Consider the following 25,780-nt stretch of genomic DNA (forward strand, 5'->3'; position numbering starts at 1 on the left):
CGCATCATCAATTACTCGGTAGCGAGCCCCTCCACCGGAGATAGCTTCGCCGCACGACGTCCTGGTGTAATCGAAGCAAGCAACGCTGCCAGGAGGCTCACCAGCAGAACCGCCGCCAGCTGCAGCCATGGGATCTCGTAGCTCATACTTCCCACGCTGGACAAGGCGCTGTGCGCACCGAGCAATCCGTAGACCGCGCCGAGAATGAGTCCCAGCAAGGCTGCCACGCCACCGATCAGCACCGCCTCCGTGGCAAGCATGGAACGCAACTGCTTCTTCTTCAGCCCCAATGCGCGCAGCAGGGCGTTTTCCCGGGTGCGTTCGAGCACCGACAGGCTCAACGTGTTGGCCACGCCGATCAATGCGATCAGCACGGCTACGGCAAGCAGACCCGAAACGATCATCAGCAACACGTCGATAATCTGGGAGAACATTGCCTTCTCCGTCACGCCGCCGGAAATCATCGAATTTTCAACACCCGCGACATCCGCAATGGATTCCACCAGCTCAGTGACCGCCCCATTGGAGAGCGACGGATCAACCTTGATCGCTACCCCGGACATCCCCTCCTTGTCGGAGATGCCTAGTTTGGCTGCGGTGTTTTCGGTCAATGTGTTCGAAACGAAGCTTGCCGAAGTAGTTCTGAGCTTCACCGGCTGACCGTTGACCGTCGCGTGGTCCGCCTCGATCTGCCACCAGGTCGAAAGCAATTCGCCATCTCGTGGAACGATCTGCTCGTCATGGACTACCGATGCGTACGACTCCGGGTCGACAACCATCGCGTACTCTTCGCTCGAGGAACCGTCGGGGAATTCGGTGGCAACGGTGCGCATGGTGTACGCCGACACGCTTTCAACGCCCTCCAGCTCGGCGAGCTTAGGCGCCACGGAGTCACTAGTCAAAGTGTCTTGAGCCACCGTCAAGTCGATCGGGTATTCGCCGCTGATGCTCCCATTCAAGGTGGCCTTGGCACTCTGCCCGCCGACCATGATCATCGAGACTAGCGTGACGCCGATCAGCAGCGCGGTGGCAGTAGCGGTGGTGCGTCCGGGGTTTCGAACGGCGTTGAGCGAAGCCAGCCTGCCAGCCACCGAGCGACCGGTCATCAGCTTGCCGATACCGAACACCGTGGCCGGAACAAACAACGAGGCCAGCATCAAAATGCCGGGGAAGGACAACAGCCCACCGGCGAAGGCAATCAGCAGCTCGGAATTGAGTGCTCCATAGGCTAGCAAGGCTGCGCCTGCGAGCGTCAGTAACGAGCCGAAGATGATGCGTACGAGGCCTGCACGGTTCTTGACGCTGGCCGCATCAAATGGGCGCAAGGCGGCAAGCGGGGCCAGGCTCATGGCTCGACGCGCCGGCAGCCAGGCAGCCAGAACAGTCATCACGATACCGACGGCCAAAGGAATAATGATGCCGCGAGCATCCACGGCCAAAGTTGCGTAGGACATTTCAGGTACTAGATTTCGCAGCAGCTGAATCAGGCCTGCCATCAGTGCCACGGCCAGAGCTACACCCACCACCGAAGCGATAACGCCGATCAGCAGCGCTTCGATCAGCACCGAGCTGCGGATCTGTGCGCGTTTGGCACCCAGGGTGCGCAAGAGCGCCAGCTCGCGGGTGCGTTGCGCGATGACTACCGAGAAGGTATTCATCACCACCAGACCGGTGACTATCAGCGCGACCAAGGCAAAGACCAGCAAGATGATGGTCAGCTGATCGGTTCCTCCGGTCATGCTTGCCACGTCGTCGAGCACCTGTTCGTCGGCGGTGTTGACCACCACATCGACCAAGTCCTTGCCATGGAAATACTCGGCCACTGCGGCTTGGGTTTGAGCGACGTCCTTCTCTGCATCGATCACCAGCCTGTTCAGCTGGGCATTCTCGCCTGCAAAGCGTTCCCAAGCGTCTTCTTGCATGGCGAGCTGGGCGAAGGACGAAGACATCGGATCGGTGGTAGTCTCCACGATTCCGACGACTTTCAATTCACGCATCTTCGCGTTATCCTCCATGCTCGACAACGCGACGGTGTCGGCAACTGAGAGGCCCATCTGCTCGGCATGCTCCTGGTCGATCACGACCTCATCGGCGCCCAGCGGGGCACGTCCCTCGAGCATCGACATACCCGAGAGCTTATTTTCTGCGGAGATGGGTTGCAGCATTACGGTGTAGCCGTTGTCGCCGGTACGCAATGCTGCGCCCATGACTCCGTCGCCATAAACCCCTGAGACTTCGGGAAGATCACGGATTTCACGGACCGTATCCATGCTCAGCATGCTCGTGTCGCGATCGTTGGGTGTTAGCTCCCAATCGACCGAGGCCACCAGGTCGGCGTTCTTATATGAGTCGCCCAAGCTATTCTTTAGCGTTGCACGCGTAGAGGAATCCACCGCGAGGGTGGCGCCAAGGAAGGCCGTGCCAATGGCGACGGCCAGGAGCACGGCGATATACCGTCGCGCATAAGTTTTAATGTTCGCTATTGCTACCTGAAGCATGATCCTACTCCGCTAGGGAGGCGAGAGCCTCGGTGACGCTGGCTACGGTGGGGTCTTCGAGCGAACCGACGAGGTTTCCATCCTTCATCAGCAATACGGTGTCCGCGTAGGATGCTGCAGCCGGATCGTGGGTGACCATGATGATGGTCTGTCCCATTTCGCGGGTGGAGGTGCGCATCAAGGAGAGCACTTCAGCACCGGTTCGAGAGTCCAAGTTGCCGGTCGGCTCATCGCCGAAGACGACTTCAGGGCGGGTGAGCAATGCACGAGCTACGGCTACGCGCTGCTGCTGTCCACCGGAAAGCTCGTGTGGTTTGTGCGTCAGCCGGTCACGCAGACCCAACGAATCGATGACGACGTTGAACCATTCACGGTCGTGCTTCTTGCCGGCTAAGGACAGCGGCAGCAAGATGTTGTCCCTGGCATTTAATGTTGGAACGAGGTTGAAGGATTGGAACACGAAGCCGATCTGCTCGCGGCGCATAGTGGTCAGCTGGTCATCGTTGAGTTCGGTAAGGTTCTTGCCACCGATGATGATTTCGCCAGAATCGGCGTTGTCCAAGCCCGCCAAGCAGTGCATCAGGGTCGACTTGCCAGAACCTGAGGGTCCCATGATTGCGGTGAAACGGGAACGGGCAAAGGCCACATCCACTCCGCGCAAAGCTTCGACTCGGGTGCTGTCACGACCGTAGCTCTTGCTTAGTCCTCGAGCTTGGACTGCATAGTCGGTTACCTGCTGTGTTTCAGTTGTCATGCATCAATTATATAAAGCTCCTAGCCAATTGAGGATCGGTCAGAAGGTTTGCATCTACGCTGCGGGAGTCATACCACGGGATGAGAGAGCCTCCCGGTACCCTCATCCCGTGCACGGTCACGAACGCCTAGCACTGCGAATGGTAGTCCGAGTCGCGGTGGCTTCGGGGTTCGATCTGGAAGGTTGAATGCTCGATGCTGACCTCAAAATGATCCGCCACGCACTGTTGAAGTTCACGCAGCAGTTGACCGGCCGCACCGGCCGTGAACATGTGGTCCTCGGCGACAATATGCGCGGTGAGCACCGGAAGGTTCGAGGCAATTTGACTGGCGTGCAGGTCGTGAACGGCGATCACGCCCGCCTGTTCTTCCAAGTGCCGGCGTACCGATTCAAGGTCCAACCCACGGGGCGTTGATTCGAGCAAGATATGCGTCGTCTCCCCCAGAAGCTTCACGGCGCGTGGCACGATCAGCGCGGCAATGACGAGCGCTGCGACCGAGTCCGCGCTCGCCCATCCGGTGAAATGGATTGTCAGCGCGGCAATAATGACCGCTACGGATCCCAGTGCGTCATTCATGACCTCGAGGAACGCAGCGCGCATGTTCAGATTGGCCTCGCGCCCCGCGGAGATGATCCACATGGCTAGGAGATTTCCGGCCAAGCCGACGATACCGAAGATCAGGAGGCCTTCGGCGTGCACCTCTGCCGGTACAAAGAGGCGACGAACCGCGTCGATGGCCGCGTAGATGCCGACGGCGAGCAACAGTGCGGATTGTAAGGTCGCGGAGAGCACCTCGGCGCGGCGGAACCCCCAGGTGCGTTTGAGTGTGGGCTTGCGCTGAATCAGATTGGCTGCGGTCAACGCAAGCAAGAGCCCCACCGAGTCGGTCAGCATATGGGCCGCGTCGACGAGCAAAGCCAGCGAGTTGGTAACTAGCGCGCCAATAATCTCCGCGAGCAAGATACTCACGGTAATCGCAAATGCCCATGCCAGCCTGGTGCGGTTCACATTTGAGTGGTCATGTTCATGGCCATGGCCAGAAGTGTGCTCATGCCCCATGCCCTAGGCCTCCAGAGATTGGTGCGGGTGAGCTTCGTGCCATCGATGACCGCTGGCGCTGGAACTTGCCAACTTCTCCGCTTGGGTGAGAATCATTGTCAGTTGCGTGGTCTCAGTAAGGGAATAGAGACTTGCACGTCCCTGCGTGCGCACGGAAACGAGATCGCTTTCGCGGAGGCAAGCCAGATGAGCGCTGACGGTGCTTTGCGCTAGCCCAAGGTGTTCGGTCAGCTCTTTGACCTTGTGTTCACCTGTTTTGAGATGCACCAGGATGAGCAACCGCGTGGGGTCAGCTAGGGCGTGGAACAACGCTGCCATTTTCATGCGTTGAGTTGCTCCAAGCTTTGCATCGACAAAAGACTCTATTATCGCCATATGACGATAATAGCTCGAGCTTCTGCAAATGGCCGTTTATGACTCTGCGTCCTCGATACGCAAGTGGCATGATGATTTCATGAGTGAAGATTTAGTTATTGGTGCAGACGGGTTGGCCCGCCCGCAATGGGCCGCAAGCAACGCGCTGCTGCGCGAGTACTACGACACCGAATGGGGCATGCCTGTCACCGGGGAACAAGCCCTGTTTGAACGACTCAGCCTAGAGGGCTTCCAGTCAGGTTTATCGTGGGCCACAATTCTGGCCAAGCGCGAAAACTTCCGTTCCGCCTTTCAGGGATTCGACCCGCAGTTGGTCTCGGCCTACGGTGAGCAGGATTACGAGCGACTCATGGACGATGCCGGTATTGTCAGAAATAAACTCAAGATTCGGGCAACCATCGCCAACGCTCAGGCGACGCTCGCATTGCGTGACGATGGAGGCCTGTCCCAGCTGATCTGGTCTTTCAAACCTGAAAGCACCCCGTTCCCACGCACCTTGGCTGAAATTCCCACGCAGAGCCCGGAGTCCAGCGCGCTGGCCAAATACCTCAAAAAGCGTGGCTTTAAGTTCGTTGGCCCAACGACTATGTTCGCGCTAATGGAGGCTATTGGGATCGTTGATACGCACCTAGTCGGCTCACATCGCCGCGGCACCTCTGGCGTCTGGCCAGCCTAGATGAAGTTCACGGTTCCAGTGGACGGAGTTCTGGATGCCTCGCACGCACTCTCGGTCCTGGCTATCCATTCATTGCCGAATCAGGAGCGGCTGGATCGCGAAGCGTCGAGCGTCGTCCGCGTGCTACGCATCGATGATCAGCTCCACGAACTCAAAATACTGCTCGGCACCCACGAGGCCACGGTGCACACGCAAGCCCCAGAATCGCTGCACCCCAGACTCGCCAAGATCATTAGCACCTGGCTAGGCCTAGCTGACTCGAATGAGCTCAGTTATCAGCAACTGGCCACCATCAGTGCCCTGCAGCCAGCATTGGACAACTTCCCGAACCTGCGGCTTATCAGCTACCCGGACCTCTTTGAGGCGCTCGCCACGACAGTTCTAGGGCAACAGATCTCAACGAGCGCAGCCCGAACCCTCGCCACCCGATTCGTCGAAGCGCTCGGAGAACTTCACGCCTGCGGACTGCGGGCGTTCCCCGATGCGCACGCCACCGCGCAACTAACCGCCGAAGAACTCCAGCAGGTGATCCGCTGCCCGCTTTCCCGCGCAGAGACGCTTCTCCGGGTCGCCAAGTGGTTTATTCACACCGGCGGGCGTCTAGCCGAAAACCATGACGAGTTCCTCAGCAGCCTGCTCGCCCTGAAAGGCGTTGGCCCCTGGACACGGGACTATGTTGCATTGCGTGGCTTACGTCAGAAGTCCATATTCTTGGATACGGACTTAGTAGTGAAACGGGCCATGCGCCAGTTGCGCATCCCAGACATTGAATGCCTTCAGCTTCCAGAAGGCGCTAGATCACTGGCCACCGTCTTGTTGTGGGCCTTCGAAGCAAACAAAAATTGAGACGCACCGACAGATTCTAGGCCGATACGTCTCAATTTTGCGGTTCGGCTGATTGAGCAAGCCAGCTGATCCCCTGTTTACAATTTTCCTGGTACCGCCGGCAACTACTGCATGGTGAGTAAGCCACGTGGTAGCAACCGAACGATCCCCGTCGATCAAATTGCTTGCCTTCCCCGTCCACACACGGGGTAGGCATTGACCTTAGCTTACGGCAAATTCAGCCAATAACGTCAAGCATCAATGATCATATTTCCGATTATTAAGCTTAGGGGTGCCTAATTAACCGAACTTGCAGTTCACGGATCATTTGCACTGCAGGCCCAAGGCTCCATCCAGGCCAATTGCGTTCGGGCTACTCGTTGAATATTTGACCCACGGGCGTCCGCTTTTCAGCTTGGAATACATCTTCCGCGCGGCCAAAAGCCCAGTAGGCCGACAGCGACATATCCCGACGGTCCACGCCACGCTCGTCATAGAAATAGGAGCGCAGTGCCTTCATCACCTCACGCTCGCCATGCGCGAAAACTTGCACCCGTCCGCCCGGCCAAGGGTGCTGGCGCACTGCCGACTCAAGGGTTGAGGCCTCCGGGGTAAACGCCGCGCCGCGATGGATCCAGCGGATATCAACACCACGGGGTGCGCGCATTTCAATTTCGTCCCCTGCGCCTTCGACCTCAATGAGCACCTGCCCCACCATGTCTTCACGCATGGCCTCGAGCGATGCCGCGATCGCAGGAATCGCAGTCTCATCACCTACGAGGAGGTGGAAATCGAATTCGCCCTTGGGCTCATACATGCCACCGGGGCCCGAGAAGCAGACAGAGTCGCCGATCTTCGCATCACGCGCCCACGGTCCGGCCAGCCCATCGCTTCCATGGACGACAAAGTCAACTTCAATAGTGCCCGCGGCCGCATCGGAACGGCGCACCGTATACGTCCGGCGCACCGGCATATCTTCTCCGGGCAGCCGTTCGCGCAATTCATCCATGTCGTAGGGTAGCGTCAAGCCCAGCTCCGGCTTGGCGAAAAGTATCTTGATGTAACGGTCTGTCGCTGATTTGTCGACGAAATTCTCAAACCCAGGGCCACCAAAGGTGAGGCGAACCAGGTGTTCCGAAATTTGCTGCCGCTTAACAACCTGCAAAACAACTTGCGGGCGCACCGGGCGCCCACCCTCTGCTCGTGCCACAAAAACACTTCCTAACTGAATAAGACTAGATAGACCTACCCTAATTCATTTACAGCCCACCAGTTATCGCGCGAACGTCGATGGACCTTCCAACACAGCCAATGATTCACGCTCCGCGATGCTCAAACGTTGCACGCGTGAAGTTAATGGGTCAAAATAGGCCAGCGTTGTCGAGGCCTTTACGCAGACGTGGCCCTCCACAGGATCTCGGAATTCATAACAAATATCAAAACTCGCAGGCTTGATATTCGCTACCCACAGATCGACTCTGACCGGAACATTCCGATATTCCAGCGGCCTGGAGTAGCGCACGCGATGCTCAACAACAAGGATCTGCACCCCATTGGGGACCGCGGAGAATATATCCACCTTAGGCTTGGAACCTGGTGCGCCCGTTCCGCCAGGTACGCCGAAGCCAGCGATTCGCGCCTCTTCCATAAGCCGAATCAGATTGACGTTGTTGACATGTCCATATGCGTCCATGTCGCCCCAACGCATGGGTACTTCTACGCACAGTACCGAGCCGGACATTATTTTTCCTCCCCCAAGCGATCATCGGGACGAATCACATCATAAGCAGCTAATTGCTCTAGGATCTGGGACCCGTCGGGCTCGTAGCTCCAGCGAATGCCTGGTGTCGTGCGGCGCAAATCAGTTGAACGCCCACCGGCGAGCACCGCTTCGGAGGGCGTCAATTGACGGATGACTATCGTGTGCACATGCTCCGGGTAGCGCCGGGCAAACTCCGCGTAAATCGTCGGATCATGCTGCCCGTCGTCTCCGATAAGCATCCACTCAATGTTTGGAAATTCCACAGCGAGCCTGCGCAATTGGTCAACTTTATGTTGCATACCGCTACGGAACCAGCCTCGGTCGGTTGGCCCCCAATCGGTCAGAAGCAGCGGACCCCGTGGATACAAATTGCGCGAGATGAATCGTTCCAGAGTCTGCGCAACATTCCACGCACCGGTAGAAAGATAAATTGTTGGGCTCGTCGGGTGCTCCGCCAAAACGCGTTGCATCATCACCGCCATACCCGGCGTCGCGACGCGGGCATGCTCCGAAAGCACGAAGGAATTCCACGCGGCGAGCAGTGGCCTAGGCAGCGCCGTCACGACAACCGTGTCATCCACATCGCTAATGATGCCGAAACGTTGCGTCTCGTCGATGACGAGAATCTGCGCGGTGGCGGATTGCCCATTGTGGGCAGTGATTTCAATATCGTTCCAGCCAGCTGGCAGATCCACCGAAAGTTTGACATCTAGGACGCCGCCGCGGTCCGCGAGGACTTCGAACCGCTTTCCGTCAGCAAGCACAGTGACTTTCCCAAAAGGAAGTACCGCCGAGGTGAAGTTGCGGAACCCTCGGATCCCATCTTCGACAACCTTGGCATGGTGCTTGCCACCCTCGAACGCGCCGGGTTTAGCCATGACCACGCGAGCGAGAACCCGCACCCATCCGCCTTTTTTGGCCGCATATCCGTACCCGTTGTAAGGAAGGATAACCGGACCCAATCCCTTGTCGATGGCACGGCGTGCTCGCCATTGCAGGACATGGTCCTCAAGTCGCGAGGCTACGTGGCGTGCGACCCTATTACTTGCTGCATGGCTCATGTTAGTAGTCTTTCATGTTCGGGGACTGCAACGCGTCTAAAAACAAATGCGTCACAAACTCTTGAACTTTTCTACATAACGTAGAAAACTAGTTGCATGAGATATCAGCACACTAATGATGCTCCAGTTTTGGTGCTCACCGAAGAACAGTCCTGGGAGCTATTGGCTCACACGGCACATGGCCGAATAGCCACTGCGGCGGCCGGAACCGTGGACATCGTTCCGGTAAATTACGCGGTGCATAAAGGAAATATCTACCTACGCACTGCGCCGGGAAACAAACTCGCTTCGATGGTCGTGAACTCCTCGATTGCTTTGGAGGCCGACGGAATCCTTTCCGACGAGGCCTGGTCCGTAGTGGTGCACGGTACCGCAGAAATTTTGGAGCACGAAGCAGATATCAATGAGGCTCTCGAAAGCGGTGTCAGCCCCTGGGCACAGAGCATCAAAGATTTTTGGATCAGAGTGACCGTCAACTCGATCTCCGGACGTCATTTCATCCTCGGTGAGCAACCGGAAGCCATCTAATCCCTCCGCATATGCGGTAGCAACACGATGGGCTCGCGGACAGCACATTGTCGATACCGGCCGCGAGTCCAGATTCTGCAGTTTGCTGCTACCTGCGATATTCGTAGAATCCTTCACCGCTCTTACGGCCTAGTTTCCCCTCGGTCACTTTTTGCGTGATCAACGGGTGCGGTTGGTCCACCTCCTCACCGGTCTCTGCGTAGGTCGCTTGGGCAATGAAATCGATAACGTCCAGACCCACGAGGTCCATCAGCTCAAAAGGCCCCATCGGGTGCCCCAGCGCGGTGCGCGCCGTGGTGTCTATATCTTTGATGCTGGCAACCTCCGCAGAAGCCAGATTGAGCGCTTCACGCTGTATTGCCCCCATCATGCGGTTAGCAATGAAACCCGGGATTTCTTTATTCACCAGCACCGGCTCTTTCCCTAGCGCGCGGGCGACCGCCGTCACCGCCTGGATGGTCTCATCACTGGTTTGCTCGTTGCGCACAATTTCTACGCACTTCATGACCAAGGCGGGGTTGAAAAAGTGCATATTGCAGACCTGGCTCGCGCGCCCGCTGGCCTCAGCCACTTGGGACGAAGCCAAGGTCGAGGAATTGGTTACCAAGATGGCATGAGCTGGAGCGTTTTTGCCCAGTTCGGCGAAGATTGAGCGTTTAATGTCTAAACGTTCGACTGCCGCTTCGATCACTAGGTCCGCTTGGGCCGCGCTAGCGTCCAGCTCGGTAGATTGGCTCAGCCGTGCCAAGGCGGCGTCGGCAAACTCTGCCTGCAGCTTGCCCTTAGCGACACGTCCGGCGGCCCAACTTTCCAGATCGCTGCGAGCCGCGTCCAAAGCGCTGCCCGAGATGTCCTGCAGGATCGTGGTGTAACCGCCCAGTGCGCAACTCATCGCAATCTGCCGGCCCATAGTTCCGGCGCCGATGATCAGAATAGTCCTAATATCCATTAGTTCCTCTTCCTAGCCGCGGAGATACACGGTAGTGGTGTGGGTATAAAACTCGCGGGCGGCGGCTCCCTGTTCTTTCGGCCCGTATCCGGATGCTTTCGCCCCGCCAAATGGTACGTGCGGATCGGCTCCCGCAGATTCGGAGTTCACATGCAAAATACCGACGTCCAGGCGTTCTTGCGCGCTAATCGCCGTAGCCAGGTCGCGAGTGAACAGCGCAAGACTCAACCCGAATTCGGAATCCGCGGCGGCTTCGAAGGCGGCCTCGGTTCCGGAAACGCGCAGCACACTGAGTACCGGGGCGAAGAATTCCTCACGCCAAGCGCAATTTTCCCGACCCCGAGAATCGCTTGGGATGCCAAGCACGGTCGGTGCCACGTAGTTTCCGCTGGCTGGAACTGCGCCCTCGAAGATAACGGTGGCGCCTTCCGACCTAGCTTTTGCGACGCCCGCCCTGACCGATTTCGCCGATTTGGCGTCGATGACCGGTCCCATCTGGACCCCTGGATCCAGTGGATTTCCGGTTACCCAGTTTGCCAGTCGCGAGGTGAGCTTTTCCAAGAATTCATCGGCAATCGAGTCATCCAAGATCAGTCGACTCGTAGCGGTGCATTTTTGCCCGCTGGAGCGGAATGCCCCAAAGAGTACCTGTTCGCTGGCCAGGTCCAGGTCTGCATCGGCCAGCACCACCGAGGCGTTCTTTCCACCCATTTCTGCTTGCACTGGGATGCCACGCGCAGCACCCATAGCGCAGAGCTTTCTCCCGACACCTGTGGATCCGGTGAATGACAAGCCCTCCAGATGGGGGTGGCTCATGATCGAGTCTCCCAGTGCGCCCGGACCGATCACCAGGTTGAGCACCCCGGCAGGTAGTCCGGCGGCTTCGAAGGCTTCGACCAACCGCACCGCCAGCAGCGGGACCAGGCTCGCCGGCTTGAAAACCACGGTATTTCCGAAGATCAGCGCGGGGGCGATCTTCCAGGCGGGGATAGCTATCGGAAAATTGAATGGGGTCACAATGCCCAACACGCCCAAGGGCTTATGCGAGACCAAGATCTGCTCCCCAGCGCGCGGAGATTGGAACATTGTTCCGGCGCTACGTTCGGCTTCACCTGCATAATAGGAGAGGATCTGTGCCGCACGGCGTACCTCGCCTATTCCTTCTGCGAGCGTTTTACCTTCTTCACGAGTAAGTTCCGTACCGATTCTCTCCGCATGCTCCGTGAGGTAGGCCGAAGCTCTCAGCAGATAACTGGCACGTTCGGCCATCGGGGTGGCCGCCCACCCTGCCTTCGCCGCGTTCGCGGCTTCAAAGGCTTCAACTACCTGGTTGGCATCTGCCGCTTGGCCTGCGGCAACAGTCAAGGAGGAATCGGCGGCGCTGGTGGAGCTGAGCTCGCTGGCGTTTCCCGGAAGCCAGACACCGTTCAGGTACTGGCGAAGGCTTTCCACTTTCGTCTGCTGTGTCATATTCTAAGTTTTTCCTTGTACTGATTTTTAGCGGAAGGCCGGGACACCGGTGAGCTTATTACCCAAAATCAAGGTGTGTACCTCGTCGGTACCTTCGTAGGTGCGCACCGACTCGAGGTTATTTGCGTGACGCAGTGGCGAGTAGTCCAAGGTGATACCGTTTCCGCCAAGGATGGTGCGCGCTTCGCGGCAGATCGCGATTGCTTCGCGGCAGTTGTTCAGCTTGCCAACGGATATCTGGTGCAGGTCGAGGGTTCCTGCATCTTTCTGGCGCCCGATATGCAGGGCGAGGAGGAAGCCCTTGTTGATTTCCAAAGCCATATCCACCAGCTTCTGCTGGGTCATCTGATAACCGGCCAATGGCTTGTCGAATTGCAGGCGTTCCTGGGAATACTTCAGCGCCACCTCGAAGGAGTCACGCGCCGCTCCCATGGCGCCCCAGATAATGCCGTAGCGGGCTTCGTTGAGACAGGAGAATGGGCCCTTGAGACCGAGAACGTTCGGTAGCACCGCGCTAGCTGGCAGCCGCACATCGGTCAATTCGATCTCGCACTGGATCGAAGCTCGCATCGATAGCTTCGGCTCGATTGGTGTGGCCTTGAATCCAGCGGTCTCGGTAGGGACCACGAACCCGCGGATGCCTTCGTCGGTCTGCGCCCAGATGACGGCAACCTTTGCCACATTTGCCAAGCCAATCCAGCGCTTCATTCCGTTGATCACCCAGTCGTCCCCGTCGCGGCGGGCAAAGGTCGTCATGCTCGACGGGTCGGATCCGGCGGTTGGCTCCGTCAGGCCAAAGCAGCCGATTGCTTCGCCGGAGGCCAGCTGTGGCAGCCACTCTTGTTTTTGTTCCTCAGAACCATGTTTGTAAATGGCGCTCATGGCTAGCGATCCTTGGACCGAGACGAAGGTGCGCAGTCCGGAGTCGCCGGCTTCCAGCTCGGCTCCCGCAAGCCCATATTCGACAGCCGAACGTCCTGCGCAGCCGTAGCCTTGCAGGTGCATGCCCAGCAGACCGAGTTTGGCCATTTCTGGAACGATTTCCAGGGGGAACGTCGCTGTTTCGTACCAGCTGGCAATGTTTGGTTTGATGTTTTCGTTCACGAAGGAGCGGACCTGATTCCGCAGGGCAAGTTCTTCGCCGCTGAGCAGTGCATCAAAATTGATCAGGTCTGCTGGGTCAATGGCGGTGTTAGGTGAAGGGGCAATCATTTGAGCTGTCTCCTTTAGAGGCTGGTGGTGCTGAGGAAGATATGCTGGTGTTCACCCAAGGCCGGGGGCACTAGCCGATATGTGGGCTTAGTTCGGGACAGGACGATCGGGTTGGCAATTTGCCGGGAGCTTCGTCCGGTTTTTAGATCGTTGATCGTTACCACCGGTTCCAGTCCTAGCTCGTCGGCGAACTCCAAGGCTTCAAGAACCGAGTTAACCTTTCCTGCAGGTACTCCGACCTCCATGAGTCGATTTGTCCACTGGGCCGCCGATCCTTGCCTGGTGACTTCTTCGATCAGGTCTTTGAGTTCCTGCCGGTGTTGCACACGCGAAAGATTGTCTGCGAACCGTGGATCTTGCGGCAGGTCGGTCAGCCCCAGCTCTGTGCCAAGGGCGGTGAACTGGCGGTTGTTTCCCACCGCGATCACCATGACACCATCAGAAGTTGCGAAGGTTTCATAGGGAGCAATACTTGGATGTGCGTTCCCCAAACGCGGTGGCGGATTACCGGTAACCGCGGTGCTGCTAGCTTGATTAGTCAATCCCGCCAGCAGGGAGGTCATCAATGAGATTCCTACATTTTGCCCCTGCCCGCTAATATCCCGTTCCCGAAGCGCCAAGAGTATTCCCGTCGTGGCGTTCTGTGCCGCGAGGACATCAACCAGCGCCACTCCCACCTTGCTTGGCGTTCCCTCGGACTCACCGGTGATGCTCATCAGGCCTCCGACCGCTTGAACCAGGAGATCGAAGCCGGGCAGCGAGGCGCCGAGCCCATCGCCAAATCCCGAAATTGAGCAGTAGACCAACGCAGGATTCGATGCTCTCAAGGACTCGTAGTCCAGGCCGAACTTGGCGAGCACGCCCGGACGAAAATTTTCCACGACAACGTCGGCATCTCGGATGATCTCGCGCAGCTCGGTTAGTTCCGCGGAGTTGTTGAAATCTACAACGATTGCCTGCTTATTGCGGTTCACTGCCGAATAGTAGGTACTTACCCCGTCTTCGGTGACCGGCGGCAACCAGGCCCTGGTTTCATCTCCGTCTCGGCTTTCAACTTTCAGCACTTCGGCGCCAAAATCGGCCAATGTCATGGTGCATAACGGACCGGCGAGGATGCGGGAGAGGTCAATGACCTTGATTCCCTGCATTGGTTGAGCCATCGGATTACCTACGTTCTCGTCATCGAAAAAACGTTGTTACATGTTGCATGCAACTGTATGGCAAGTGGCCTCGGTGTTCAAGACCACCGCTATATGTTTATGGCTTTAAAAGATCAATTCATCCAAGCGCGTCAAATAGCGTTCGGCCTCAAGTCCCGGGGTCCGCGCGCAGACAGCCGTCACGAGCATCTGCGCAGTACGAAGCACGTGGTTGCGCATCGCAGTAGCCGCGCCAGATGGGTCGCGTTCCAAGATGGACTTCATCAATTCATCGCGATCGCCGGCCAGGTCCTGGCTGGTTCTTGCCTGAGGAATCGTTACCTGTCCGTGCGCGAGCACCAGATTGCGCAGCTCCCCCACGATGCCGTCAAGCTTGGCGTTGTTTGCCAGGCCTAGCAGATAGAGGTGGAACTTTTTATCTGCCTCCAGCGTTGCCCGCCCGTCCCCGGTCTGCCCCACCTTAAGCATTTCACGGTGTAGCTCACGAAGCGTTTCGAGGTCTCCCTCGCTAGCGTTGAGCACCGCTCGTGCGGCTGCAGGTGGCTCGATGATCAGCCGGACCTGAAATACCTCCACGATGTCGTCTAGCGAAATCTGGTTCACGCGCACGCCACGATTTTTCGCGACGGTCACGATGCCCTCTTTTTCTAGTAGCTGCAGCGCTTCGCGGACCGGCGTGCGTGAAACTCCGAGCTTTTCGGAGATAGCAATTGCCGAATAATGGTTGTCCGGGGTCATTTCGCCGGACACGATAGCAGCGCGGATCTTGGTGGTGACTTGCTCGGTCAACGATTCTTTGGGCGAGATCGGTTGCATGCTACTCATATTTGAAGTCTATCTTCCCCTGTCAACGCGGGCGCTGAGCGCCCCGCAACACTTTTGCACTACGAGGTTTCGTACCTCGCGGATTCCGGCGCCGGCGTTCGCCAATACCGCGGCACCCCAGGCCATCATGCTCCTGAGTTCCTGCGGTTTTGAACGCTGTTGGGCCTCGGACTTACTTTGGTTCCCGAATGCTTCCTTACAGACTTCGCTCTTCTGCCAGCGTTCTCAGTCAATAAGATTAAGGTGCACTTAGAACACCAAGATAGGGTTGAACTGTGAATGCTCAGATGACCCCCGCCCGACAAGCTCTGGCCGAATCACTGCGTCAGGCAGCACTGATTGCTGCGCTCAAGGCGGCACCACGAGTTCGTGAGGCGTTCCGCGGAAGCGTCGGAGCCGAAGAAAAAACGAACGCCCATGATCTCGTCACCGATATAGACCGGCAAAGCCAAGAGATCATTACCCAATCGCTACGCGAGGCCTTCCCAAAGTCTTGGGTACTCGGCGAAGAGGACATAGCCGCGGACTCAGGCATAGCTACCCCGACCGAAGTGCAATGGATTGTGGACCCGATAGACGGAACCAGTAATTTCGTTCACGGCGTCGCGTTCTTCTGTATTTCAATTGCCGCGGCAATTGACAACGAATTGGTCGCAGCAGCAATAGTCGACCCGATCTCCGGAGATCAGTTCAGTGCCAATTATCAGGCTGCCTATCACAATGGGGAATTGTTGAGCCCAGGCAATCGACCTGAACAAGCACGCGCAAACTTGATGACAGATTACCCGGGAGCCGAGTCCATGCATAAGGACGGCCCATTGGCGCTTGAGCTCTTTGGGCAGTGGATTCAGGACTTCGCCACCGTGCGGCGCAAAGTTTCTGCCGCTCTCGGGCTCGCTCATGTGGCCGCTGGCTGGTGCGATGCAAGCGTGGGGTTCGATACGAAGCCTTGGGACGTGGCCGCGGGAGCGCACCTGATTCGAATGTCCGGCGGCAGTTACCGAGGCTTGGCTTTCGGCAAGCAGGTGGCCGCTGACCATCTCTGCGAGGGTTTCATCGCCCAAGGCCCAGGCGCCGACTACGAGTCGTTGGCTCGATCAGCCTCGCGGGTTCATCAGTTGAGAAGCCAGAGCCAAGTCAAACAAATCTGACAATACCCAGATTCTCATCCGGTGCACCACAGATTGCTTGGCTTCGGTCGTACCATGAGTGCATGACACCACGTATCCAACGAACTGCACATTCCGCCGTGCAGCATCATGGTGGCGGAGGGTTGATCATCGGAGGAATCGGAGCCATGTTGCTCTTCGGTATCTTCGCAGTGATGTTGGCAAGCCAGTCTCTAGACTGGGTGCCACTGCTCATAGGCATCAGCCTGGGCTTCTCCACATTAATGTTTGGCGTGGTTTACCACTTCACGCACTAACAAGAGTCACTTCGGCGCCCCCTTTGAAGGGCGCCGAAGCTATGCCTTACTCGCCTAAATGCGTCGGGGCGAACATGCGTAAGAGCGTCTGAACTACGATGACATTTGGGCCTTCTCCGGCGAATGACTCGCGTAACGCGTCACCGATCTGGTCTGCTTCGACCAGTCGCGCAGGAACTCCGAAAGCCTGGGCTAAGGCAACGAAATCCGGGCGTTCCAGCTCGGTGGCCGTTGCCTTGCCAAAGGCCCCTTCCATGTATTCACGCAGAATTCCGTAACCACCGTCGTCAACGATCAGCCAAGTGACCGGCACGTTGTGCTGTTTTGCCGTGGCTAATTCTGCAATGGAATACATCGACGAGCCATCACCCGAGACCGCGAGCACTCGCGCTTGCTCGGGCGTAGCTCCCTCGATCTGCAACCCGATGGAACCTCCAATGGCCGAGGGGAAACCGAAACCTAGTCCACCGGCACCCTGCGCCGAATGGAATTCTCCCTGGCGCGAATCCCAGCAACTCCAACCCCAATAAGCCGCAATGGTCATATCCCAGAAGGTCTGCATTTTCGCGGGCACCGCCTCGCGGATATCAGCCATGAACCTTCGTTCATGGTCCAGGCCCTGCTCCGCCAGCCGTGCCTGCACCTTTGCCAAGGTCTGGGTGACGACTTGAGTCGGGCTCTGCCCATGCCAATCTGGCGCGTTAGGCAGGCTTACTTCCTTAAGCTTCGAAGTTAGGAACTGCAACGCGGCCTTGGCATCCGCTCGGATACCCAATGCTGGCGTATTTGACTCAAGGACGCGCGGTTCGGCATCAATTTGGATTATGTGCCCACGAGGTGCGAGGGAGAAATAATTGCTGGAGACTTCGCCGAGCGCTGAGCCCACGACCACCAATACGTCAGCATCTTCGAGAACTTCGGTGACATGCCGATCCTCCACCCAAGATTGCAATGACAATTCGTGATCCCACGGGAATGCGCCATTGCCTCCCGGGGTGCAAAGCACCGGGGCATTGAGCTTTTCGGCCACCTCCAGCAATTCGTTTTCGGCCTGGGCACGACGGACACCTCCGCCTGCAACAACCACCGGCCTCTTTGCTTCCGAAAGCCAGCGAACCGCTTCATCGATCAATTCCACACGTGGTGGATGATCGTAGGCTTCGGCAAGGGCATCATGCACCGGAGGAATGAGCACCGATGCCAGCAAGACATCCTGCGGAACCTCGATCCAGACCGGTCCCATCGGCACGGTGATCGCCTGCGCCCAGGCATCTTGGATCGCCGAGGGAATACCCGAGGCGTGGTGCACCGTCTGCTGGAACTTGGTGACGTTTGCGGCCGAGGCCTTCTGGTCATCGAGCTGGTGCAGCATGCCTTTTCGGCGAGCGCCCAGTCCATCCAAAGGAATCTGGCTCGCAACCACCACCATGGGCACGCCGGTGGCATAGGCTTCCTGCAATCCGGCGAGGGCGGTCAGCGCTCCCGGGCCGGTAGAGAGGAAAAGCACTCCGACCTCTCCAGTGGCCCTGCTGTAGCCGTCGGCGGCGAAGGCCGAGTTGTTTTCTACCCGGGAAGAAATGAATTGCAGATTGGAGCGTGAGAGTGCGTCGAACAGCCCCAGCGCATGTTGCCCTGGAATGCCGAAGACCGTTTTCGCGCCGAGCGCTGTCAGCGTCTCAACGACGAGATCTCCACCGTTACGTTGTACTTCGTTGCCCATTAGTTGTTCTGTCCGTTCAGCTGGCGGTATTCGCTGATCAGGCTGATCAGGTCATAGGTGACATGTGAGGCAGCTACGCCGGTTAGCTCCGCATGATCGTATGCCGGTGCCACCTCCACGATATCGGCTCCCACGATTTTCAACCCGCGCAAGCCGCGCAAGATTTCTAGCAGTTCGCGGCTGGTGATGCCGCCTGCTTCCGGGGTGCCGGTGCCCGGTGCGTGCGCCGGATCCAGCACGTCGATATCGACCGAAATGTACAGTGGACGGTTGCCGATGCGGTCGCGAAGTTTTGCAACGATCTCTTTTGCGCCCTGATAGTAGACATCTGAGCTGGTGACGATGCCGAACCCGAAGCGTTTGTCGTCTTCGAGGTCTTTTTTACCGTAGAGCGGGCCTCGGGTTCCTACATGGCAGATCGCCTCGGTATCGAGAATGCCTTCCTCGACCGCTCGGCGGAATGGGGTTCCATGGGTGTATTCGGCTCCGAAGTAGGTGTCCCAGGTATCCAGGTGGGCGTCGAAATGCAGCATCGCTACCGGCGCACCAGCGCGTTGCGAGGCCGCACGCAACAAGGGCAATGCGATGGTGTGGTCGCCACCGATGGTCACCAGCGTTGAGCCGTCTTCGGTCAGTTCCAGCGCATTGTGCTCGATGGTCTCGATGGCCTCGTTGATGTTGAACGGGTTGACCGCCATGTCACCGGCGTCGGAAACCTGGCTCAAGGCGAAGGGGGAAACCTCGGTGGCCGGGTTGTATGGGCGGATCAACCGTGAGGACTCACGGACGTGGTTTGCTCCAAAGCGTGCGCCGGAACGGTAGGAAACACCGGAGTCAAAAGGCACACCGACGATCTTGATATCGGATTTCTGGACTTGGTCCAGCCGCGGAAGCCGTGCATAGGTTCCGCCTCCGGCATAGCGCGGAATTACCGCGGCATTGATGGGTCCAATGTTCCCATTTTCTTCGATCCGGACTTCTTTCATGAGCGCTTCTTCCCGGCACACTCGACAAGAGTTGCCTAATATGAAACATGAGTTTCCTCCCATGCTATTTATCGGTGCGCTGACCGTCAAGGTGCAATCACCAAGGAAGCCACAAAAAACCGGTTCTGCTGGTTAAAACAGCGATCCCGCAACACCAATTGGGTTGCGGGATCAGGTCTCTGATTTGGAACATGAAAATGCGATGAAGCGAATAGCGCGTAGTCGCAGGCAGCGGGTCACCCGTGCCACCGGGCCAAGTCCGCAGCACCGATCAGCCCGGCATCGGAGCCAAGCTCGGCTCGTACGATGCGAGCAAACGGCCGGTAGCCTCGCCCCGGCAGCAGCTGCCGGTAGGAGGCCTCCGCCTGTTCGACCAGGGAAGTGGAAGCAGACCCTAGCCCCCCGCCGATGACCACGACGCCAGGATCCAGCACAGCCGCAAGATTCGAAATTCCCCTCCCGAGCCATCGACCCATCTCTTCGATGAGCTCCATGCAGGCAGGGTCGCCATTGACCGCCAGCGCCGTCACCATCGCTCCGCTCACCTTGCCGGGGTCCGCTTGGCAGGCTTCACGCAAACTATATGCCCGCGGAGAATCCAGCCGGACAAGCTCTGCCCCTTCACGTCCCAGTGCGTTGGCCGACGCGTATTGTTCCCAGCACCCTCGATTTCCGCACGGGCAACGGTGGCCGTCCACCACCAAAGTCTGGTGCCCGAACTCCCCGGCGACGCCGAAACTGCCGCGCAGAATACTGTTGCCGAACATGATGGCGCCGCCGATACCCGTGCCAAGGGTCAGGCAGACGCTCAGCTCCTCGCCTCGTGCCGCCCCGAAACGATGCTCGGCCCACCCCGCGGCGTCGGCATCATTATTCAGGACGACCTTGCGGTTCATCTTCGATTCGAGGCGTTCACGCACCGGCTCATCACGCCATGCAAGATGCGGGGAGAAGAGGACATGCGAACCACTTCGGTTAATCCAGCCGGCGGCCCCGACACCCACGGGCATATGAGTATCCCCGTCGCTGAGCTCGCTGACTACCTCGGCAATAGAATCTTCGGTCAATGCTGCGCTCCGGCCCGGAGTAGGGCGGAAGCTCCGGCGAAGAATCCGGCCGTGGCCATCGACCACGCCGCCGGCGATCTTCGTCCCGCCGATGTCTATGCCGACCGCAAGGTTTTCGGTAGACATTTCACCCTTCCAATGCGTGCGTGTAGTTCAGCAGCTAGCTTTCGAAGGACTTCTTGCTGCTCGCTACCAATGCCCGGTCCACCTCATGGAACCCAAAACAGAAACCTGCCGAAAGCACGAAGGACTTAATTGCAATCTCGTCGAGTTCATCCGCCACGTAAACCAGCTGGACAGGCCCCGCAAGCACTAGTAGCACCAGCGTCCACACCGCATATACCCAAGAGGTTTTCGCCTGTGCCATCTGCGGGTATTGAGAACGGCGGTGAATAGTGCGTAAGCCGATGACCAGGATGACCCCCGCCAGAATCGCCGCCCCGGCGATGAAAAAATAACGTTGAGTGCGGATCAATGTCATGGTCACACCAATTAAGACACCGAGAATTGCAGACATCCACCAGCTCGCGGAGCGCAGTTCGACCAGTTCAGCCCGTGGCTCGCTTTCCGTCACGGAGCTCCCTTCGGTTATTTATCGGCGTCGAGAAAAGTTGTTGACGCTATGTCAAGGATACGCTTTGGGCTTTGCCCGGCCGAAACCCGGCACGGACGGAAAACGCGCAAGCCCTTCAAAAGCGCAATGCGGTTTTGGTCAGAGCAACAGCGTCCAGGTCACTACGGCGGTCCGGTCCGAAGTATTTTCCCAACTGTGCGGCTCACGGCCCGGGAAGGTTACCGTATCGCCCGCTTGCAGTTCAATGCGGTCCTCGGGCAGAACCAAGGTAAATTCTCCGGAAATCACGTGCAGAACTTCCACCTTGCAATCCACCGAATACAGCTCGGCCTCCCCCGAGCCCTGCGGCGCGACCTCTGCCCTAATCATCTGCACCCGGGTCTCGGCGCGGGGAGTGACCAGCTGTTCGGTGATCCCCTGACCGCCCAAGGCGATTCGCGGTGCGTGCTCCAACCTGACCAATTTGGTTTCAGGTACAGAGAAGAGCTGCCCGACTTCTAAGCCCAATACTTCGCAGAGCCTAAGCAATGTCGATACCGACGGGCTAGTCAAGTCTCGCTCCACGCGAGACAAGAACCCCTTGGTCAGTCCGGACATTTCAGCCACCTGGTCGATGGTCATTCGTCGGGTTTGGCGTACCCCACGCAAACGGGCACCGATATTAATCGACGAGCCGGTGGGCTCTACGGGCAGTGTTTTCATGCTCTCCCACCATTTTGACACCGGCGCAGCCCTAGATTGGCAGCACCCGGCCTACAATTCCGCTAAACCAATCCGGTTCAGGTTCCTACACTGCGTCAGTTTACCAATAGGCAACGAGAACTGCGCCGAGCTCACGCTTCAGTCCTGAAGTCAGCAACCAATCCCTCAATGCGCCGGCGCTGTTTATTCAATCGCCAAGAAACTAGACTCGGCACATGGATACCGCTGGCAATCCGTCCTCCAAGAGGCTTCGGACCTACTTGAACGAGGCCCGCAACACCGTGCTCTGGAAGTGCCAGGGACTCTCCGAGGAGTTGGCCCGCCGCCCCATGACGGATACCGGAACCCACATGCTTGGTGTCATCTACCACCTAGCAATCACCGAATACGGTTATTTCGGCGAGTGCCTAGGTCGTGTGCCCAACGATCGGCATGTGCTTCAACTACTGCAAAGCGATGAACCGCAGATCGACTTCCTGCCTCCGGCCAGCTTCTCGGTAGAAGATGTTCTCGCGTTGTACCGAAAATCCATCGCATTTGCCGAACACGCGCTTGACGAATTGAACTTAGAATCCCCGGCAGAGGTCCCCTGGTGGTCCGTGCATCGGCATACCACCGTGGAGCATCTTATTGTTCATATGATCGCGGAGACCTCCCGGCATGCCGGGCATCTCGATATCGTTCGAGAGCTTCTCGACGGACAGGTAGGACTGCGCGAACAGGCGAGAAATATCCCTGGATTCAGCGCTGAGCAATGGAAGGAACAACGCTCCTCGCTGCAGCGAATCGCCGAGCAGTCCTAACAACGATTCTTCGCCAAATCTTGCTCATAGCTCTGGCAGGGCACCGCCTCTAACAGGCCGCATAGGCTCGCGCTAGCTCGGATGGCCCTGACCGAGCCCAGCGACTAGGAGCACCACCTGGTGAAACTGCCGGTCCGTAGCCTGGCGTTGGTCCCAACGGACCAGAGGCGTTGGACCTGAGCGGCATATTGCGCAGCGATACTCCCGCGCGGCTCGGGCAGGCCTGGCGGCATCGACGGCGGGTCGGGAGGGGAGCCACTTGCCGGAGATCGGTCACCGGGCCAGCCACCGGTAGTGCCCGATGTCCAGATCCCCGCCCGGCGACCTTCGCCTGCGCCAAGCGCAGGGTTCTTGTGGGCGCGGTCCGTGCACCTCCCGGTGCTCGGCTCTGCTTCCCATGAGGCCCGCGAGAGCCGAGTATGACGTCTCACTACGCATCCGGACAGCCCACGGGTGTAGCATCGTGGTGTTGCTTCACGAGATGCGGCGCCAAGCTCCGACTGGCCGCACACCAACCCCAGGTTCATGGGTGGTTCGGATGAAGAAGCGGTCCGTACTCCAACCGGCTACGGGCAAGAGCTCTTTTAAGGGTCCACGATAGTTATGGCTTCAAACGTCCTTCCCATTATTGACCTGCAAACCGGCCAGGTGCAGTTTCCGCTTCGCGGAGTCTGGGTCAGCTACTACGTCACCGACCCGCACCTGCTCACCCGATTGCTAGCCAGAACCGTGGGTCCGCCGAGCTTCGACAGGCAGCGCGAGGAACTTTCGGTATTCGTGGCAGCCCGAGGGCAAAACCCTGGCGCCGCTAAGGTATTTAGTCTTGCCAAATTCCCAGTGCTCGACTCACTCACTAAACTAGGGGGTTGAACCTAACCCGGATCATCTGCCCGTGAATGATCCAATTCTGCCGCAGGAGACTCATCCCCGTGATGGCCCCAACCTCAATTCCCGAACCATCCAAGGCGCAGATCCGCCGCTGGCGCCAGTACATGGCCGATGAGGTCGCCGAAGGTGCGATCTACCGTGAACTGGCCGAAAAGCGCACCGGACAAGAACGCCAGATTCTCCGTGGGCTAGCCGAAGCGGAAGAACGCCACGAAAATTACTGGCGCGCTAAGCTCGGTGAACACGTGCGCCCGGTCCGTCCGTCGATGCGGCGCACCATGTTGCGTTTCATGGCCCGGCATTTCGGTTCGGTGTTTGTCTTGGCGCTGGCCCAGCGTGCCGAAGGCAACTCTCCTTACGCCACCGATCAGGATGCCGCGCCGCAAATGGCCGCGGATGAGCAAGTGCATGAGGAAGTCATCCGTGCTTTGGCTACGGCCGGCAGATCCCGGCTGTCCGGCAACTTCCGAGCCGCGGTGTTCGGCGCAAATGACGGGCTCGTTTCGAATCTGGCCTTGGTCATGGGCATCGGCGCCACCGGTGTGGCCTCGTCCCTCGTGCTCTTCTCCGGAATTGCCGGCCTGCTGGCCGGCGCGCTGTCCATGGCTGCCGGGGAATTCGTGTCAGTCCGTTCCCAACGTGAGCTTCTCACCGCGTCGCGCCCTACCCAAGTCACGCTTTCTGCCGCCCGTGACCTCGATCTTGACGCCAATGAATTGGTGTTGATCTACAAAGCACGTGGCATGAACAATGAGGACGCCGAACACCGCGCGGCAGAACGCATGGGGCTGTTTACCTGCGATTGCAACCCCTCCTTCTCACTCCATCCAGAAGTTCGCAGCGCGGAACTGGAACGCGAACATGAGGAGCTTGGTTCGGCACCGGGAGCCGCCATTTCTTCGTTCATGTTCTTTGCTTCGGGCGCAGTCATTCCGATCCTGCCCTACATCTTTGGGCTCACCGGGCTAGCTGCGGTGAGCGTGGCGGTCGCTTTGGTCAGCATCGCGTTGCTGCTCACCGGCGGCGTCGTTGGCCTGCTATCCGGTGCGTCCCCGCTCAAACGTGGCGTGCGTCAGCTGGCCATTGGCTTGGGTGCGGCCGCTGTAACCTACTGCTTGGGCTTGCTTTTCGGCACCACCGTGGCTTAGCTCCAAAAGCAGACTGCTGGCCGTTGCCCCAACATGACACAGCTTGAGGCACCGGCCACTATCGTTGTTAGAACCGCGTGCGGCGCCGCAATGGAGTCATTGTTTTAATGAATTCGACGGCTTCTTGCACGGTGTCCACCAAAGCTATTCTGCTTTCCATGGCCCTCCCGGCGGCAAGCGCCTGCAGCAAAGGCCAGACCGGTAGCTTCCGTGTCCAATGCTCGCGGCCCACCAACACAATGGGAGCGACGCGAGCGCCGGTCGCGTAGTAGTTTTCGCAGGCGTCTTGGAATATTTCCTGGACTGTCCCGGCAGCACCGGGAAGCACAATGATTCCGCCGTTTGCCTGTTCGAGCAGGATGGCTTCGCGAATCGAGTTCGTGAAAAACTTTGCTATATGCGTGGCAAACAGGTTTGGTGGCTCATGGCCGTAAAACCAGGTGGGCACTCCCATTGAATTTCTCGTGCTGGGGTATTCTTCACGCACTCGCAATGCTGCACGCGCCCAGGCAGTCCGATGACGGATCGCGTCTGGAGCTTGTGCGAGGATATCCACGGCTCTGCCGGTAGCCGTTTTGTCATAGTCTGCAAGCCACGCGCCGGCGTTTGCCGCTTCCATGGCCCCTGGTCCCCCACCGGTAACAATCGAATAGCCTTGGCCGGTTAGCATCGCACCGAGCCGCACTGCATCGGCGAATTCTTGCGTGCCACGTGCTACCGCGTGCCCGCCCATGATCCCGATCATGGGCGTCTTGGCAAATACCCCATCGTAAACAGCGCTCAACATCGCCTGACCAATATGGTGATCATGCAAAGTCGTTGCCATTGTGCTGTCATCGGGCGAAAACTCAGCCGGAGAATTCGCTTGCGAATAGGTATAGATCTGCGCGTCGGGCACCTGCGAGTAGGGGGCTTCTTTGATCCCCGCATAGAGCTCTAGCGGGGAGTAGAGCCCACGTTCATAAATATTGAACGGCAGCTGCGTTCCGGTACTCATGCATAGCCCGCCGGTTGCTTCTACGAGCGAACGTCCGGCATCGGAATAGACGCAATCAATAAAAAGACAGTTGGCAAGGTCCAGAGCGCTTAAAACCGAGTCCCTGGTTCGAAGATCAACCCGATGAACGCGCCAGTTTCGGGCAAGCGATGCTTGAGTTTCGATGGCTTCGGCTGCCAGCCTGTCGAACTCAACCATTGTGGTGACATTGACCGCTCTGGCGGGGAGATAAGGCCACACATGAGACATGCATCTACGCTACCTTGAACACAAGTGATTATTCACAGTTAGCGTCCTCAACTTTCACCTACGCC

General features: G+C 58.2%; 26 protein-coding genes and 1 riboswitch. Of the genes, 8 read left to right on the plus strand and 18 right to left on the minus strand.

Translation table 11 applies throughout. The features are described 5' to 3' along the window. Positions 1-11: 11 nt before the first annotated feature. From CIK76_RS18305 to CIK76_RS18320, 4 genes are all read right to left on the minus strand, one after another. Complete coding sequence (locus CIK76_RS18305) at positions 12-2,498, minus strand: ABC transporter permease (RefSeq protein ID WP_096289131.1); 2,487 nt, start codon at positions 2,496-2,498, stop codon at positions 12-14. 4 nt (positions 2,499-2,502) lie between these two features. Continuing rightward, positions 2,503-3,252, minus strand: a complete 750-nt coding sequence (locus CIK76_RS18310; protein ID WP_096289133.1) for an ABC transporter ATP-binding protein — start codon at positions 3,250-3,252, stop codon at positions 2,503-2,505. Between the two features lie 127 nt (positions 3,253-3,379). Beyond that, a complete protein-coding gene (locus tag CIK76_RS18315; RefSeq protein WP_096289135.1) occupies positions 3,380-4,312 on the minus strand; it encodes a cation diffusion facilitator family transporter in 933 nt (310 codons plus the stop codon). Positions 4,313-4,315: 3 nt separating this feature from the next. Then, on the minus strand, positions 4,316-4,687 hold the full coding sequence (locus CIK76_RS18320) for a metalloregulator ArsR/SmtB family transcription factor (RefSeq protein ID WP_096289137.1): 372 nt from the start codon (positions 4,685-4,687) through the stop codon (positions 4,316-4,318). A 79-nt stretch (positions 4,688-4,766) separates the two neighbouring features. Between CIK76_RS18320 and CIK76_RS18325 the strand changes: the two genes are divergently transcribed. Together CIK76_RS18325 and CIK76_RS18330 are read left to right on the plus strand one after the other, a co-directional pair. Continuing rightward, the gene (locus tag CIK76_RS18325) at positions 4,767-5,363 is read left to right on the plus strand and encodes a DNA-3-methyladenine glycosylase I (RefSeq protein ID WP_096289275.1); all 597 of its coding nucleotides are present in this window, start codon (positions 4,767-4,769) and stop codon (positions 5,361-5,363) included. Further along, on the plus strand, positions 5,364-6,209 hold the full coding sequence (locus CIK76_RS18330; RefSeq protein ID WP_096289139.1) for a DNA-3-methyladenine glycosylase: 846 nt from the start codon (positions 5,364-5,366) through the stop codon (positions 6,207-6,209). 352 nt (positions 6,210-6,561) lie between these two features. On the opposite strand, the gene CIK76_RS18335 is transcribed toward CIK76_RS18330, so the two are convergent. From CIK76_RS18335 to CIK76_RS18345, 3 genes are all read right to left on the minus strand, one after another. Next, positions 6,562-7,398 carry a siderophore-interacting protein gene (locus tag CIK76_RS18335; RefSeq protein WP_096289141.1) on the minus strand — a complete coding sequence of 279 codons (837 nt, stop codon included), beginning with the start codon at positions 7,396-7,398 and terminating at the stop codon, positions 6,562-6,564. A gap of 63 nt (positions 7,399-7,461) precedes the next feature. Further along, entirely contained in the window at positions 7,462-7,929 is a 468-nt protein-coding gene (locus CIK76_RS18340) for a thioesterase family protein (protein ID WP_096289143.1), read from the minus strand. Then, a complete protein-coding gene (locus CIK76_RS18345; protein ID WP_096289145.1) occupies positions 7,929-9,011 on the minus strand; it encodes a phosphatase domain-containing protein in 1,083 nt (360 codons plus the stop codon). The genes CIK76_RS18340 and CIK76_RS18345 overlap by 1 nt, the downstream gene beginning before the upstream one ends. 96 nt (positions 9,012-9,107) lie before the next feature. On the opposite strand from CIK76_RS18345, the gene CIK76_RS18350 reads away from it, so the two are divergent. Then, a complete protein-coding gene (locus tag CIK76_RS18350) occupies positions 9,108-9,539 on the plus strand; it encodes a pyridoxamine 5'-phosphate oxidase family protein (protein WP_096289147.1) in 432 nt (143 codons plus the stop codon). An 88-nt stretch (positions 9,540-9,627) separates the two neighbouring features. On the opposite strand, the gene CIK76_RS18355 is transcribed toward CIK76_RS18350, so the two are convergent. From CIK76_RS18355 to CIK76_RS18375, 5 genes are all read right to left on the minus strand, one after another. Further along, positions 9,628-10,488 carry a 3-hydroxyacyl-CoA dehydrogenase family protein gene (locus CIK76_RS18355; protein WP_096289149.1) on the minus strand — a complete coding sequence of 287 codons (861 nt, stop codon included), beginning with the start codon at positions 10,486-10,488 and terminating at the stop codon, positions 9,628-9,630. A gap of 12 nt (positions 10,489-10,500) precedes the next feature. Continuing rightward, entirely contained in the window at positions 10,501-11,958 is a 1,458-nt protein-coding gene (locus CIK76_RS18360) for an aldehyde dehydrogenase family protein (RefSeq protein WP_096289151.1), read from the minus strand. Between the two features lie 27 nt (positions 11,959-11,985). Then, positions 11,986-13,170, minus strand: a complete 1,185-nt coding sequence (locus CIK76_RS18365; RefSeq protein WP_096289153.1) for an acyl-CoA dehydrogenase family protein — start codon at positions 13,168-13,170, stop codon at positions 11,986-11,988. A 14-nt stretch (positions 13,171-13,184) separates the two neighbouring features. After that, positions 13,185-14,330, minus strand: coding sequence for a CoA transferase (locus CIK76_RS18370; RefSeq protein ID WP_096289155.1), 1,146 nt, complete (start codon positions 14,328-14,330; stop codon positions 13,185-13,187). A 105-nt stretch (positions 14,331-14,435) separates the two neighbouring features. Further along, positions 14,436-15,155: a GntR family transcriptional regulator gene (locus CIK76_RS18375; protein ID WP_096289157.1), complete on the minus strand. Its 720-nt coding sequence runs from the start codon at positions 15,153-15,155 to the stop codon at positions 14,436-14,438. 275 nt (positions 15,156-15,430) lie between these two features. Between CIK76_RS18375 and CIK76_RS18380 the strand changes: the two genes are divergently transcribed. After that, positions 15,431-16,306 carry an inositol monophosphatase family protein gene (locus CIK76_RS18380; RefSeq protein WP_255248542.1) on the plus strand — a complete coding sequence of 292 codons (876 nt, stop codon included), beginning with the start codon at positions 15,431-15,433 and terminating at the stop codon, positions 16,304-16,306. A 62-nt stretch (positions 16,307-16,368) separates the two neighbouring features. Continuing rightward, a complete protein-coding gene (locus CIK76_RS19200; RefSeq protein WP_141393624.1) occupies positions 16,369-16,581 on the plus strand; it encodes a hypothetical protein in 213 nt (70 codons plus the stop codon). 46 nt (positions 16,582-16,627) lie between these two features. Here CIK76_RS19200 and CIK76_RS18385 read toward each other — a convergent pair whose 3' ends face one another. The 5 genes from CIK76_RS18385 to CIK76_RS18405 all read right to left on the minus strand — a co-directional run bounded on the left by CIK76_RS18385 (position 16,628) and on the right by CIK76_RS18405 (position 21,630). Continuing rightward, complete coding sequence (locus CIK76_RS18385; protein WP_096289161.1) at positions 16,628-18,301, minus strand: thiamine pyrophosphate-binding protein; 1,674 nt, start codon at positions 18,299-18,301, stop codon at positions 16,628-16,630. Continuing rightward, a complete protein-coding gene (speB, locus tag CIK76_RS18390; protein WP_096289163.1) occupies positions 18,301-19,287 on the minus strand; it encodes an agmatinase in 987 nt (328 codons plus the stop codon). The genes CIK76_RS18385 and speB overlap by 1 nt, the downstream gene beginning before the upstream one ends. Positions 19,288-19,523: 236 nt before the next feature. Next, positions 19,524-20,480, minus strand: a complete 957-nt coding sequence (locus tag CIK76_RS18395; protein WP_096289165.1) for an ROK family protein — start codon at positions 20,478-20,480, stop codon at positions 19,524-19,526. A 34-nt stretch (positions 20,481-20,514) separates the two neighbouring features. Continuing rightward, positions 20,515-20,928: a hypothetical protein gene (locus CIK76_RS18400; protein ID WP_096289167.1), complete on the minus strand. Its 414-nt coding sequence runs from the start codon at positions 20,926-20,928 to the stop codon at positions 20,515-20,517. Positions 20,929-21,066: 138 nt separating this feature from the next. After that, positions 21,067-21,630, minus strand: a complete 564-nt coding sequence (locus CIK76_RS18405; protein ID WP_096289169.1) for a helix-turn-helix domain-containing protein — start codon at positions 21,628-21,630, stop codon at positions 21,067-21,069. 215 nt (positions 21,631-21,845) lie between these two features. Between CIK76_RS18405 and CIK76_RS18410 the strand changes: the two genes are divergently transcribed. From CIK76_RS18410 to CIK76_RS18420, 3 genes are all read left to right on the plus strand, one after another. After that, positions 21,846-22,433, plus strand: coding sequence for a DinB family protein (locus tag CIK76_RS18410; RefSeq protein WP_096289171.1), 588 nt, complete (start codon positions 21,846-21,848; stop codon positions 22,431-22,433). A 472-nt stretch (positions 22,434-22,905) separates the two neighbouring features. Continuing rightward, positions 22,906-23,018, plus strand: a riboswitch (SAM riboswitch). Between the two features lie 18 nt (positions 23,019-23,036). Next, complete coding sequence (locus tag CIK76_RS18415; protein ID WP_096289173.1) at positions 23,037-23,303, plus strand: hypothetical protein; 267 nt, start codon at positions 23,037-23,039, stop codon at positions 23,301-23,303. A gap of 62 nt (positions 23,304-23,365) precedes the next feature. Then, positions 23,366-24,469 carry a VIT1/CCC1 family protein gene (locus CIK76_RS18420; protein WP_096289175.1) on the plus strand — a complete coding sequence of 368 codons (1,104 nt, stop codon included), beginning with the start codon at positions 23,366-23,368 and terminating at the stop codon, positions 24,467-24,469. Positions 24,470-24,536: 67 nt separating this feature from the next. Here CIK76_RS18420 and CIK76_RS18425 read toward each other — a convergent pair whose 3' ends face one another. After that, a complete protein-coding gene (locus CIK76_RS18425; RefSeq protein ID WP_096289177.1) occupies positions 24,537-25,715 on the minus strand; it encodes an LOG family protein in 1,179 nt (392 codons plus the stop codon). Positions 25,716-25,780: the final 65 nt, after the last annotated feature.

The sequence above is a fragment of the Glutamicibacter sp. BW80 genome (genome assembly GCF_002332385.1).
GTDB lineage: Bacteria > Actinomycetota > Actinomycetes > Actinomycetales > Micrococcaceae > Glutamicibacter.

Coding starts and splice junctions, on each gene's coding strand:
- CIK76_RS18305 (WP_096289131.1), bottom strand. CDS start 2,498: ATGCTTCAGGTAGCAATAGCGAACATTAAAACTTATGCGCGACGGTAT.
- CIK76_RS18310 (WP_096289133.1), bottom strand. CDS start 3,252: ATGACAACTGAAACACAGCAGGTAACCGACTATGCAGTCCAAGCTCGA.
- CIK76_RS18315 (WP_096289135.1), bottom strand. CDS start 4,312: ATGGGGCATGAGCACACTTCTGGCCATGGCCATGAACATGACCACTCA.
- CIK76_RS18320 (WP_096289137.1), bottom strand. CDS start 4,687: ATGGCGATAATAGAGTCTTTTGTCGATGCAAAGCTTGGAGCAACTCAA.
- CIK76_RS18325 (WP_096289275.1), top strand. CDS start 4,767: ATGAGTGAAGATTTAGTTATTGGTGCAGACGGGTTGGCCCGCCCGCAA.
- CIK76_RS18330 (WP_096289139.1), top strand. CDS start 5,364: ATGAAGTTCACGGTTCCAGTGGACGGAGTTCTGGATGCCTCGCACGCA.
- CIK76_RS18340 (WP_096289143.1), bottom strand. CDS start 7,929: ATGTCCGGCTCGGTACTGTGCGTAGAAGTACCCATGCGTTGGGGCGAC.
- CIK76_RS18345 (WP_096289145.1), bottom strand. CDS start 9,011: ATGAGCCATGCAGCAAGTAATAGGGTCGCACGCCACGTAGCCTCGCGA.
- CIK76_RS18350 (WP_096289147.1), top strand. CDS start 9,108: ATGAGATATCAGCACACTAATGATGCTCCAGTTTTGGTGCTCACCGAA.
- CIK76_RS18355 (WP_096289149.1), bottom strand. CDS start 10,488: ATGGATATTAGGACTATTCTGATCATCGGCGCCGGAACTATGGGCCGG.
- CIK76_RS18360 (WP_096289151.1), bottom strand. CDS start 11,958: ATGACACAGCAGACGAAAGTGGAAAGCCTTCGCCAGTACCTGAACGGT.
- CIK76_RS18365 (WP_096289153.1), bottom strand. CDS start 13,170: ATGATTGCCCCTTCACCTAACACCGCCATTGACCCAGCAGACCTGATC.
- CIK76_RS18370 (WP_096289155.1), bottom strand. CDS start 14,330: ATGGCTCAACCAATGCAGGGAATCAAGGTCATTGACCTCTCCCGCATC.
- CIK76_RS18375 (WP_096289157.1), bottom strand. CDS start 15,155: ATGAGTAGCATGCAACCGATCTCGCCCAAAGAATCGTTGACCGAGCAA.
- CIK76_RS19200 (WP_141393624.1), top strand. CDS start 16,369: ATGACACCACGTATCCAACGAACTGCACATTCCGCCGTGCAGCATCAT.
- CIK76_RS18385 (WP_096289161.1), bottom strand. CDS start 18,301: ATGGGCAACGAAGTACAACGTAACGGTGGAGATCTCGTCGTTGAGACG.
- speB (WP_096289163.1), bottom strand. CDS start 19,287: ATGAAAGAAGTCCGGATCGAAGAAAATGGGAACATTGGACCCATCAAT.
- CIK76_RS18395 (WP_096289165.1), bottom strand. CDS start 20,480: ATGTCTACCGAAAACCTTGCGGTCGGCATAGACATCGGCGGGACGAAG.
- CIK76_RS18405 (WP_096289169.1), bottom strand. CDS start 21,630: ATGAAAACACTGCCCGTAGAGCCCACCGGCTCGTCGATTAATATCGGT.
- CIK76_RS18410 (WP_096289171.1), top strand. CDS start 21,846: ATGGATACCGCTGGCAATCCGTCCTCCAAGAGGCTTCGGACCTACTTG.
- CIK76_RS18415 (WP_096289173.1), top strand. CDS start 23,037: ATGGCTTCAAACGTCCTTCCCATTATTGACCTGCAAACCGGCCAGGTG.
- CIK76_RS18420 (WP_096289175.1), top strand. CDS start 23,366: ATGGCCCCAACCTCAATTCCCGAACCATCCAAGGCGCAGATCCGCCGC.
- CIK76_RS18425 (WP_096289177.1), bottom strand. CDS start 25,715: ATGTCTCATGTGTGGCCTTATCTCCCCGCCAGAGCGGTCAATGTCACC.